Here is an 11259-nt window from a genome sequence, read left to right on the forward strand (position 1 = left end):
TGCACTTATCCTGTGCTTGTATTGTCGTCAGGGCAATTCAAGTTTTCGGATAGGCACTTACTAGACGGGCTGGCAAAGCTCTCGCCCCACTTCGTGAGGAGGGAAATCCGAGAGTTTGCACAATTGGGATGCTTCCGCCCTCATCCCTCATCCCTCTATCTCACAAAAAAAGGAGGCAAAATCGCCCCCTGTTGTTTGAACCCACATGAATTGAAAATGGCTGTATGAGAGTTGCTTTAGTAAGCCAAGCCCATACTGCGGGTAGTTTCTGCGCCCAGGTAAACCCGGATGCTGAGAAAATCGGTGGGGCAGGCAGTTTCGCACCGCTTGCATCCCACACAGTCTTCTGTACGAGGAGAAGACGCAATCTGACCTGCGCGGCAGCCGTCCCAAGGAACCATTTCTAGAACGTCAGTAGGGCAAGCGCGGACGCACTGGGTACAACCAATGCAGGTGTCATAAATTTTGACAGCGTGAGACATGTTATTAAAGGCTCCAGATGAGTGCTTTATGGTTTTGCAATATCTGTAGTCTGTCAGTCTGACGGTAAAGATTACAGTCAAACCTCTAGAATCATTGCTTAGTGTACTTCACAGGGTAGCCGCACTCATTTGAGCAGTTGCAAAACTTAAAACTCTGTAATGTGGATGACGCTAGTTTTGAGAATCGACCTCTGAAAGTGATTTTTTTACCCACTCAACATCATCCAAAATCATTGAACATACCGAGCCGCCTTCAAGTTTGCAGAGTTCGGCTGATTTTTGGTAGTCGCTAATTGCAAGTCTGTAGTTTTTCTGGGCTTCAGCAGGGTTTCGGCTTTCTGCTGAGTTTCCAAGGTGACGGTAGACTTGCCCTCGGCTATCGTACAGTCCCGCGATCGACAAGCCAGAGTTCTGGTCTTTTCCACTCGAAAGGATTTTGATGGCTATTCTAAATTATCTGAGTTGCTGGACTTGCGCGATCGTCAGTCCTGTTTTTTGAGCGATCGTTTCTGCATCTAGAAGATCGAGGAGCGATCGGGCAATTTCTAGCCGCTCTTCCTGTCGTCCTTCCTGTCGTCCTTCCTGTCGTCCTTTGGTTTCGCCCTCTTGTCTGGCTTTGAGAATGGCGTTGCGGTTGTCGTGTAAAAACATCTCTCGTTTCTCCAGCACTTCTAACTCTTTGCGGCTCAACTTACTTTGTTTTGCCACGGTGAAAGCGTGATTGATGGCTGACACTTTACCCATCTGGGGGGGAATCGACTCCAACTGATTGGCTGACTTGAGGAAATATAGCCACTTGTCTACCAGCGTTTCGAGTTCATCGAGTGTCTTTTTGAACTTAGGCAACTCGACAAAGATTAGTTCAATATCATCGCTGTAGTCTGTCAAGTCGTCTTTCTCTTTGAGCCGATAGCGCGAGAGAATGCGGTCATTGCCCGGAAACATCTCAAAGTCTGTAATGGTTAAAGCTATCACTGGATTGAGCAACGTGTAGTCTTCTCCCACGCCAAGCTGAATCGAGAAGGCTTTGGCAGCGTTGTATAGCACGCGTTTTTCAAATCCCAACACATTCAACACCTGCATCTCAATGATCACCGTTTTGCCATCGGCAAGGGTGGCTTTGACATCTAGATAAGAATCCTTGATGCCTTTGATGCGAGGTGCTTGATAAGGGTCAAGAATAATCAAGTCTTGAATCATGTCTTGCTCGTCATATACCAACGCATTAAGAAAACTGATCAAGATGTCTTTGCTGTGTTTGGAGCCAAAGATCTTCTTGAAGGCGAAATCAGTTTTGGGGTTGATGAAGACGCTCGGCATCAGGTTCTAGCTTGGAGTGACGAATAGGTTCGATCGTACCTTACCTCTTCGCACATCAAAGTTCTAGCTTTTTGGAACCTTCTTGACTGTTACGTTTCCTGTGGTGATCGAGAGGACGATCGCAAGATTCCTTCAAAATGGTCAAAGTCTGCTCACAAAGGGCACCGGAAAGTTTTTTACAATAGTTTCAGGCTGCTTCCATGACTTTAGATGCTGCAAATCAAATTTGGATTTATGATACAACGCTGCGAGATGGTGCCCAAAGAGAAGGATTGTCGCTCTCGGTTGCTGACAAGTTGCAAATTGCGCGCAAACTGGACGACTTAGGAATTCCTTTTATCGAAGGCGGCTGGCCGGGTGCCAATCCCAAAGATGTGCAGTTTTTTTGGCAGCTTAAAGAAGAACCGTTGAAGCGATCGCAGGTCGTTGCGTTCTGCTATACCCGTCGTCCGGGCAAAACGGCTGCGACTGACCCGATGCTGCAACCCATTCTGAGCGCGGGAACTCAATGGATCACGATCGTTGGCAAATCCTGGGATCTGCATGTGACGGAAGGACTGCAAACGACGCTGGATGAGAATCTGGCCATGATTCGAGACACGATCGCGTATCTTCGCAGCCACGATCGCCGAATTATTTATGATGCAGAACATTGGTTCGATGGTTACAAACACAATCCAGGTTATGCGTTGAAGACGGTGAGAGCGGCGATCGAAGCCGGGGCCGAATGGATCACGTTTTGCGACACCAACGGCGGCACATTGCCTCATGAAATTAGCCGGATTGTTGAAGAAGTGGTGAAAGAAGTGAGGAGAGAGGAGAGCGGCGTGAGGAGTGCAGAGAACTTCAATCAACTGCCTCAGTTTGGCATTCATACACACAACGACTCGGATATGGCGGCGGCGAATGCGATCGTGGCTGTGATGTCGGGTGTGCGGATGGTGCAGGGAACGATCAATGGCTATGGGGAGCGCTGCGGTAATGCCAATCTGTGTTCGCTGATTCCCAATTTGCAACTGAAGTTAGGCTATGACTGCATTCAACCCGAAGCCCTGGCGAAATTGACCCAGATGAGCCGCTATGTGAGTGAAGTCGTCAATCTTGCCCCAGATGATCACGCGCCCTTTGTAGGACTGTCGGCCTTTGCTCATAAAGGCGGGCTTCATGTCAGCGCCGTCGAGCGAAATCCGATCACCTACGAACACATGCCGCCAGAACTGATTGGCAATCGGCGGCGAATTGTGATTTCTGACCAGGCGGGATTGAGTAATGTGTTGGCAAAAGCACGCAGTCTGGGCATCGATCTGGATCGCCAAGATCCCACCTGTCGGCAGATTCTCCAACACCTCAAAGATCTCGAAAGTGAGGGCTATCAGTTTGAGTCAGCCGAGGCGAGTTTTGAATTGTTGATGAGAGAAGCCTTGGGGCAGCGATCGCACCCCTTCCAAATCAAAGGCTTTCAGGTGCACTACGACATGGTGCCAGGTGAGATGCCCAATACAAAATCGCTGGCAACCGTCAAACTGTCTGTGAATGGGCAAGACATTCTCGAAGCGGCCGAGGGAAATGGGCCCGTTTCTGCACTGGATGCCGCTTTGCGAAGGGCGTTGGTGAACTTTTACCCAGAAATCGATCGCTGCTATCTGACTGACTACAAAGTGCGGATTCTCGACGGCACCGCAGGAACGTCTGCCAAAACTCGTGTCTTGGTCGAGTCGAGTAACGGCTATCAACGCTGGACGACCGTAGGCGTATCCGGCAACATTCTCGAAGCCTCTTATCTAGCCGTCGTCGAAAGTTTGGAGTATGGCTTGTTGTTGCAGACGAAGTTGAGGTGTGAGGTTTGAAGGGTGAGGAGTGAGGAGTGAGGGGACGCTGAATTTGGGATAGACGGTCAGGACAATCTCCTCCAGTTCTGTAAAAAGTTTAGGATAGGCACAGATTTCAATCTCTACACTGGATCTTCACGCCTCACTTCCCTATCGACTTACCGTTACGGTATAAGACAAGCTGAAGGGCTGAAAGTTGGCACCTGGCTTGGGTTTTCCGGTTAGCTCTAATTCATATCGTCCGGCTCTGGGGAAGACGATCGCTGCACTCGGAATTCCCTTATACCGTTCAACATTGAGCGAAGTGAGAGCGGGCTTTAATAGGGGGGGCGTTTTTCCTTTTTGGTGAGGAATGGGATAGACCGCTAACTGACAATTGCACTGAGACAGCGGAATCATTTGTCCACCTCGACGAGTCAGCGCAAACCACGCCTTAGACGGAACGCCCGCCTTGGGATTGTGACCTGGCTCAATGTGAAACGTAGCCGCAACATCACTAGAGGTTTCGATTTCGTGTGCCACAACGGGAGCCAACAGCAGCCAGGGAAGCAGGAAACCCACGATCGACTTATTTAGATTTGAGAACCGACGCATAATATTTTTGTAATGAAAAGAGTGACCAAACCCAACGCAGACGAATCAGGAAAACGACGATCGCTGCCCCCACCAACAACCCCACCCACAGCCAACGATTAGCCGACGCTTCTAACGCCCCAAAGTAATGCGAACCGAGCCACAACGTATGGCCCACGGCCAACATCAGAGCAGGCAAATTGAGTAAATGAATGCGTCGCCAAAGCGGGCCGAGAGCGGTCACCATGCGATCGAAACTCGTAACCGCCGCAGGAACCATCAACGTGAGCGCCAAAACGCCTGCCCATAGTGCCGCTTGCTGTTCTGGAAGCATGAAAGCGATCGCGTCCAAGTTCCAATTCAACGTATGCTGCACCATGTGCAAGGTGTGAGCCACGGCACAAATAAACGCGCCCACGCCCAAAGCACGCCGATACTTGAAAGGAGCCGCCCACAGCCGACTAATCGGACGGGCCACCAACGCCAACATTAAAAACAACAACGCTGCGTGACCTGTAAAGTCTTGCATTTCGCTCGATCGCAGCAACGTCAGCAGCCCGATCGTCAACGTTACCCAACCGCCCATTCGGAATAATTGACTGCGGCGATCGCCACTTAGCAATGAGGCAGACAATCCCACCCCCACCATCGAAGGCAGTGTCCCCAATCCAAAGGCCAGCATGGTTTCGCTTCCTTTCCAGAGGCTTCCGGTTTCGGCAGCTTTGAGTTGAGCGGTATACAGAAACCCACAGGGAATCAGCCCCCACATCAGTCCCAGCATGAAGGGTGTCCACCAATGGGAATGCAGCGACAGTTTGATCATGCCAGCGTTGAGGGTTTGATGCAGGCTGTGTTGTCGAAAGGGGTGAGGAATCGGCAGTTTGGCAAATTGGGGATTGATTTGAGACAGACCCATCCAGATCAAGAGCAGCCCTGTAAAAATCGCCAAGCCTTGCCGCAAGTCACTTTCGATGCCTGCAAGCTGTCCGCCTGCTAACAAAACAGAACCGATCGCCCCAATCCCGGCCCCCACCAGCACGTAACTCAAAATTCGCCCCAGGTTCAGCAAGCCGTGAAACAGCAGAGACGATCGCCAGTCAGAAGTTTGTTCTTTAGACAGCGAGAAGGCAACCGCCAAGGGCCCACACATGCCGACACAGTGCCCAAAGCTGCCCAAAAATCCCAACATCATGACCAAAAACAGGTCTATCATTTCTCACGTCAACGCTAAGAAAGCAGACTATCAGAATGAAGGGGCGATCGGGTTTTGTCAAAAGACAGGGTGTCAAACTTGAAATGATATAAGTAGTTATTCCGAGCTTTAAAGAGTGGAGAAGTTGCAAGCTGGTTTCGTGGCTTGATGCTTCTACCTTTTTTAAAAGCCCTTTAGAAAAGTAAAGCTGGGCCCCTTATGAATGCTCAACTCCAGCAGACCGTTTTGATTGTCGATGAGTGCGCTGAAGATCGAGAAACCTATCGGCGGGCATTGCTGCAAGACGATCGCTACACCTACCAGATTTTAGAAGCAGAGGATGGGTCAACCGGATTGGCGCTGTGTGGTCAACGATCGCCCGATGTCGTATTGCTTGATGATGGTCTGGGGCTAAAGTTTCTCGATCGATTGAAGGCTCAAACGGGTCAAGTGTTGCTGCCGATCGTGGTGCTGACTCGCCGGGGAGACGCTGCGACCGCCATTCAAGTGATGAAACAGGGCGCACAAGATTATCTGCTCAAGAGTGAAATGACTCCTCAGAGCCTTTGTCTCGCGGTTCACAATGCGGTCGAACGGATGCGCCTGATCACCGACCTCAATCGCGCCCAAACCGAATTACAACAGCAGCAAGAACGATCGCAACTCTTTGCAGAAATTACGCTCAAACTGCGGCGATCGCTGCAATCTGATGAGATTTTGCAAACGGCTGTGACCGAAGTTCAACAGCTTTTAAAAGCCGATCGCGTGTTGATCTTTCGCCTATGGGCCGATGGATCGGGGAAAGTGGTGCAAGAATCGGTCGTTCCAGGCTATACGGTAGTCTTGGGGCGAGATATCTATGATCCGTGCTTTCCAGACTATCGAGAACGCTATCGGCAAGGTCGAGTCAACGCGATCACCAACGTCGAAACGGCAAACATTGATCACTGTCATTTAGAGTTTTTGCAGCAGTTTGAGGTCAAAGCCAATCTCGTCGTCCCGGTGCTGATGCGCGATCATCTTTGGGGGCTGCTGATTGCTCATCAATGCTCTAGTCCGCGCCAGTGGGTCGATTCTGAAACTGATTTGTTGCAGCAACTCGCCAACCAGATCGGGATTGCCCTTTCTCAAGCCGAACTGTTGGAAACAGAAACTCGCCAACGCGAAGAACTCGCCCGATCGAATGCCGAATTAGAGCGCTTTGCTTACGTCGCCTCTCACGATCTGCAAGAACCGTTACGCATGGTTACCAGCTATTTGCAGCTTTTAGAACAACTGTATGCTGACAAACTGGATGCCGAAGCCAATGAGTTTATTCATTTTGCGGTCGATGGCGCGACTCGCATGCGATCGCTGATTCAAGATCTCTTATCCTATTCGCGAGTCAACACCAGAGAGCAAGTTTTTGAATCCGTTGATTGCAGCGTTTTGTTGGGTCGAGCGATCGCCAATCTACAAATGGCCATCGAAGAAAGTGGAGCCACGATCACAGGCGAACCGCTCCCCGAAATCAAAGGCGACGCATCTCAACTCACCCAACTGTTTCAAAATCTGGTCAGCAATGCGATTAAGTTTCGCGATCGCACTCGTCCCCTTGAGATTCAAATCCATGCCACCCGTCAAGAACGAGAATGGGTGTTTGAAGTGCGTGATAATGGAATTGGTATCGAATCACAATACCGCGATCGTATCTTCCTACTTTTTCAGCGATTACACCATCGAGCCGACTACCCCGGAACAGGCATCGGGTTGGCCGTCTGCAAAAAAATTGTAGAGCGTCACGGTGGGCGGCTCTGGGTAGAATCACAGCCCGGTCAAGGATCAAGTTTTTATTTCACCATTGCTGATCAGGAAATCGCTCGATCATGACGTTTAGACCCCATCATCAACCTCTGCAAGTCCTGTTAGTCGAAGACAACCCTGGTGACGTGCGGCTGACTCAGATGGCGGTGGCCCGCAGCAAGCTGTTGATCAATCTCAATGTCGTGGGCGATGGAGTCGAGGCGTTAGAATTTCTGCATCAGCGCCCCCCTTACACTGAGACTCCACGGGTCGATCTGATCTTGCTCGATTTGAATCTGCCGCGCAAAGATGGCTGGGAAGTCCTGACCGAAATCAAAGCCGATCGCACCCTCCGCAGCATTCCTGTCGTCGTCTTAACCACGTCTCAAGCAGAAGAAGATATTCTCAGCGCTTATCAAAAGTTTGCCAACTGTTTTATCACTAAGCCTGTTGACTTTGATCAGTTTGTAAAGACGGTGCAATCGATCGAGGACTTTTGGTTTACGATCGTCAAACTGCCGCCAGAAAGGAGCCTATGACCCCTCCCCTGATCAAGGTCTTGCTGGTCGAAGACAATCCCGGTGATGTCCAAATTCTCAAAGTGCATCTCAGGCAGGCAAACGCCTTTAGTCAAATTACGCTGACCCACGTTGAAACCTTGCGAGACGCATTGAGCAGTCTGGCCCAGCAAAGTGTCGATGTGATTCTTTTGGATCTGTCGCTCAAAGATAGCGAAGGGCTAGAAACTTTTATTCGTCTGCATCAAGAAACGCCTGCCACGCCGATCATTGTCTTGACGGGTCTGGATGACGAGGGGTTGGCGACTCAAGCGATGCAGCAGGGCGCACAGGACTATCTGCCCAAAGGGGAAGTCAACGGCAGTTTTTTGCTGAGATCAATGCGCTACGCGATCGAACGCACTCAAGCCGATCGCAAAATTCGAGAACAGGCGGCGCTGCTAGAAGTGACCACCGATGCGATTTGTGTGCGCGGGCTAGACAGTCTTGTTTCATTCTGGAATCAGGGGGCAGAGCGGCTCTATGGCTGGAAAGGTGAGGAAGCGATCGGGCAAAATGCCGACGTATTACTCTACCCAGACGGCTCCCCTCAGCTTGAAACAGCCCTACAAACCGTAATCGAGACGGGAAAGTGGCAAGGCGAACTGCACACGCTCACCAAAGACGAAAAAAGAGTGGTCGTCGCGAGCCGTTGGACGCTGATGCGAAACGAAGTCGGCCATCCCAAATCCATTCTGATTGTCGATACCGATATCACCGAGCAAAAACATCTCGAAGGCCAACTGCTTCGTGCTCAACGGCTCGAAAGTATCGGCACCCTGGCCAGTGGGATTGCCCACGATTTGAATAATATTCTCACGCCGATCCTGGCGGCTTCTCAACTGTTGCAGCTTAAATTGACGGACTGTGACGATCGTACCCAGGAGTTTTTAGACATGCTGGTTGAGAGTGCAAAACGCGGCAGTGGTGTGATCAATCAAATGCTGTCCTTTACGCGCGGGGCAGAGGGCAAGTTTATCACGCTGCAAATTCGCCATGTGATCGCCGAACTCAAAACCATGCTGTATGCCAGCTTTCCTAAGTCGATTAATATTCGTCTCGATGTGCCTCAAGATTTGTGGATGATTTCGGGAGACGGCACCCAACTCCATCAGGTGTTGATGAATCTCTGTGTCAATGCCCGCGACGCAATGCCAGAGGGCGGAACGCTGAAAATCACGGCTCGTAACCAACGGTTGGCCGATCACGAAGCTCAACAGCACCTTGACGCGCAGGGCGGCCCTTATGTCGTGGTGACCATTTCAGATACCGGGACGGGCATTCCCCCTGAAGTGTTGGATCGAATGTTTGAGCCGTTTTTTACGACCAAAGCGATCGGCAAAGGGTCAGGACTCGGCCTCTCTAGCGTCGCCGGAATTGTCAAAAGCCATCGCGGATTTGTCACCGTTTCAAGTCAGCTTGGAGAAGGCACTCAGTTTCAAATTTTCTTGCCAGCCGTCCAGGTGACAGAATTTCTCCAAACCGAAGATCCCGAACTTCCGGCGGGTGATGGTGAGTTAATTCTCGTGGTGGACGATGAAGCCTTTATCCGGGAGATCGTGAAGGTGACGCTCGAAGATTGTCGTTATCGCGTGTTGACGGCTCAGGATGGAGTGGAAGCGATCGCCCTCTACGCCGAGCACAAGGATGAGATTCGATTAGTCCTGCTTGATCTGATGATGCCTGCTCTAGATGGCGCTTCGACCGTCTACACATTACGAAAGCTCAATCCCACGGCTCGAATAGTAGCGATGAGTGGGCTTTCTACAACCGAAATGAAAGTCAAAGCATCGAGTGCGGGTGTTCAAGCTTTTTTGCCCAAACCATTTACGGCCCAAGAATTGTTAGAACTCGTGCTGCAACAAGTGAGTCGATTTAGAGCGTAAAAACATTTCGCTTCGATTTCTGTCCTTCTGCCCCCAACCCCCCAATTCTGGTAGGGCCGATTCATGGTCGTGAGAGAAAACTTGTAACTTTGATTAGTTCGTTCAAGCCTGATCTGACGTCAGTTCGATGAGAGGGACTTGCTTCGTTTGAATCGGCTTCAGCCCCCTAAATCCCCCAAATTGGGGGACTTTGACCAAGAAAAAATTCCAGAGTTCAAAGAAATTATGCTGATTCAAAGTCCCTCAGAATGGGGGATTTAGGGGGCGAAGCGCTCAATAACGAAGCGAAAAAACTCCATCGAATTCACGTTGCTCTGAGGTAAAACGAAGGCTCAAGGCTTCTAAGCTTTCTCTGGTCACAATGAATCGGCCCTACCTTGATAAGGGGGGATGCCGTAGGCAGGGGGGTGAGAGTCTCTACAAGAAATTGGACTGAATGGACTGGGATAGTATCAAACTGCAAGTCCCTAACTGATATTTCGATGTTGAGTTATCGAGGATAATCGTGGAGGCACGTTCCCAACTAGTCCGATTTGAAGTAATCGGTAAACGACAAGGTGGTGAAGGTGGACAAGGTGGTGAAGGTGGGTTTCCAACTAATCCGATTTGAAGTAATCGGTAAACTTGTTTGTGTTGCTGTTATAAATCCTGCAAGGAAGGTGTTTCCAACTAATCCGATTTGAAGTAATCGGTAAACAGCAAGTTGACACTCATGTTCCATCTCCTCAGTTTGGGTTTCCAACTAATCCGATTTGAGGTAATCGGTAACCTCGATGAACTGCAAGGCAACTTTGCTCGCGACGGCTAGTTTCCAACTAATCCGATTTGAGGTAATCGGTAACCGAACACATAGATTACACCATTCCAGCGTACGAAGAGCTGTTTCCAACTAATCCGATTTGAGGTAATCGGTAACCTTCAAATCCAACTTTGGTTGGGAAATTTAGACTAGGAGAGTTTCCAACTAATCCGATTTGAGGTAATCGGTAACCCATTACCACAATCAATTCCCTGGGACAGCAACAGCAGTTTCCAACTAATCCGATTTGAGGTAATCGGTAACCGTTAAACCCCCCGCACCGTCCGCAGAAGCTAAAAAGTGTTTCCAACTAATCCGATTTGAGGTAATCGGTAACCGTACCTTCCAGGAACCCTTGCCCAGAGCCGCTTCCAGACGCTAAACCGCCAGAGGTCTCTTTTGAGACTGTCATTACCTCACCCACAGCCCAAAACCAGACATGATCAGAGGCTGAAAGCTATACGGGGCAACAAACCGCCAGAGGGTAACGCAAGAATGCGGGTTTCAGAGATCGGGCGACCTGTGGAGGTCATCAGGCAATATCCTAACTCAAATAATCGTCCTAGACAATATAAACTTCTGGCGGCGGCTCTGGTGGTGGGCTTCCTAGCGTCAACGCCCTCGGCACCGCCTCCTTGGGCACCCAATAAAACCGCACATTATCCTCCGGCTTTACCCGACCCCTCACCTTCTCATGCAACCCCTTCATCTCATCCAAATTCAAAAAACACTCAAACACACTCTCCTGCACCCGCCGCCCATAGCCCTTTGCTGATTGGAGGGATGAATCTGTGAGAAGCGTCAAGCTTTTCGCCCCCTAAATCCCCCATTCTGGGGGA

The 11259-nt window shown here is 50.2% G+C and carries 10 protein-coding genes and 1 CRISPR repeat array; of the genes, 4 read left to right on the forward strand and 6 right to left on the reverse strand.

All coding sequences use genetic code 11. The features are described from left to right. Positions 1-236 precede the first annotated feature (236 nt). The 3 genes from psaC to ACJ2PR_RS24850 all read right to left on the reverse strand — a co-directional run bounded on the left by psaC (position 237) and on the right by ACJ2PR_RS24850 (position 1802). On the reverse strand, positions 237-482 hold the full coding sequence (gene psaC / locus ACJ2PR_RS24840; protein ID WP_446857048.1) for a photosystem I iron-sulfur center protein PsaC: 246 nt from the start codon (positions 480-482) through the stop codon (positions 237-239). 230 nt (positions 483-712) lie between these two features. Then, positions 713-907, reverse strand: a complete 195-nt coding sequence (locus ACJ2PR_RS24845) for a hypothetical protein (RefSeq protein ID WP_446878953.1) — start codon at positions 905-907, stop codon at positions 713-715. A gap of 28 nt (positions 908-935) precedes the next feature. Next, a complete protein-coding gene (locus tag ACJ2PR_RS24850) occupies positions 936-1802 on the reverse strand; it encodes an Rpn family recombination-promoting nuclease/putative transposase (RefSeq protein ID WP_446878954.1) in 867 nt (288 codons plus the stop codon). A gap of 200 nt (positions 1803-2002) precedes the next feature. Between ACJ2PR_RS24850 and cimA the strand changes: the two genes are divergently transcribed. After that, positions 2003-3649: a citramalate synthase gene (gene cimA / locus ACJ2PR_RS24855; RefSeq protein WP_446878955.1), complete on the forward strand. Its 1647-nt coding sequence runs from the start codon at positions 2003-2005 to the stop codon at positions 3647-3649. Positions 3650-3781: 132 nt separating this feature from the next. Here the strand turns inward: cimA and ACJ2PR_RS24860 are convergent, their stop codons facing one another. Both ACJ2PR_RS24860 and ACJ2PR_RS24865 read right to left on the reverse strand, forming a co-directional pair. Further along, positions 3782-4225: a hypothetical protein gene (locus ACJ2PR_RS24860; protein ID WP_446878956.1), complete on the reverse strand. Its 444-nt coding sequence runs from the start codon at positions 4223-4225 to the stop codon at positions 3782-3784. Continuing rightward, positions 4200-5417, reverse strand: a complete 1218-nt coding sequence (locus ACJ2PR_RS24865; RefSeq protein WP_446878957.1) for an urease accessory protein UreH domain-containing protein — start codon at positions 5415-5417, stop codon at positions 4200-4202. Before ACJ2PR_RS24865 ends, ACJ2PR_RS24860 begins: the two co-directional genes overlap by 26 nt. A gap of 198 nt (positions 5418-5615) precedes the next feature. Here ACJ2PR_RS24865 and ACJ2PR_RS24870 point away from each other — a divergent pair, with 198 nt between their 5' ends. Genes ACJ2PR_RS24870 through ACJ2PR_RS24880 form a run of 3 tightly spaced genes read left to right on the forward strand, consistent with a single transcriptional unit; the run spans position 5616 to position 9621 of the window. Next, positions 5616-7265, forward strand: a complete 1650-nt coding sequence (locus tag ACJ2PR_RS24870) for an ATP-binding protein (protein ID WP_446878958.1) — start codon at positions 5616-5618, stop codon at positions 7263-7265. Next, positions 7262-7717: a response regulator gene (locus tag ACJ2PR_RS24875; protein ID WP_446857042.1), complete on the forward strand. Its 456-nt coding sequence runs from the start codon at positions 7262-7264 to the stop codon at positions 7715-7717. The genes ACJ2PR_RS24870 and ACJ2PR_RS24875 overlap by 4 nt, the downstream gene beginning before the upstream one ends. Further along, on the forward strand, positions 7714-9621 hold the full coding sequence (locus ACJ2PR_RS24880; RefSeq protein WP_446878959.1) for a response regulator: 1908 nt from the start codon (positions 7714-7716) through the stop codon (positions 9619-9621). The genes ACJ2PR_RS24875 and ACJ2PR_RS24880 overlap by 4 nt, the downstream gene beginning before the upstream one ends. A 515-nt stretch (positions 9622-10136) precedes the next feature. Then, positions 10137-10758: a CRISPR direct-repeat array (repeat unit 36 nt; unit sequence GTTTCCAACTAATCCGATTTGAGGTAATCGGTAACC). A gap of 224 nt (positions 10759-10982) precedes the next feature. Here the strand turns inward: ACJ2PR_RS24880 and cas2 are convergent. Further along, positions 10983-11225, reverse strand: coding sequence for a CRISPR-associated endonuclease Cas2 (gene cas2, locus ACJ2PR_RS24885; protein WP_446878960.1), 243 nt, complete (start codon positions 11223-11225; stop codon positions 10983-10985). Positions 11226-11259: the final 34 nt, after the last annotated feature.

The sequence above is a fragment of the Phormidesmis sp. 146-33 genome (assembly GCF_052939515.1).

Bases quoted from the DNA above. Each gene is read 5' to 3' on its own strand.
- ACJ2PR_RS24865 (WP_446878957.1), bottom strand. From the start codon at position 5,417: ATGATAGACCTGTTTTTGGTCATGATGTTGGGATTTTTGGGCAGCTTT.
- psaC (WP_446857048.1), bottom strand. From the start codon at position 482: ATGTCTCACGCTGTCAAAATTTATGACACCTGCATTGGTTGTACCCAG.
- ACJ2PR_RS24860 (WP_446878956.1), bottom strand. From the start codon at position 4,225: ATGCGTCGGTTCTCAAATCTAAATAAGTCGATCGTGGGTTTCCTGCTT.
- ACJ2PR_RS24875 (WP_446857042.1), top strand. From the start codon at position 7,262: ATGACGTTTAGACCCCATCATCAACCTCTGCAAGTCCTGTTAGTCGAA.
- cimA (WP_446878955.1), top strand. From the start codon at position 2,003: ATGACTTTAGATGCTGCAAATCAAATTTGGATTTATGATACAACGCTG.
- ACJ2PR_RS24880 (WP_446878959.1), top strand. From the start codon at position 7,714: ATGACCCCTCCCCTGATCAAGGTCTTGCTGGTCGAAGACAATCCCGGT.
- ACJ2PR_RS24870 (WP_446878958.1), top strand. From the start codon at position 5,616: ATGAATGCTCAACTCCAGCAGACCGTTTTGATTGTCGATGAGTGCGCT.
- ACJ2PR_RS24850 (WP_446878954.1), bottom strand. From the start codon at position 1,802: ATGCCGAGCGTCTTCATCAACCCCAAAACTGATTTCGCCTTCAAGAAG.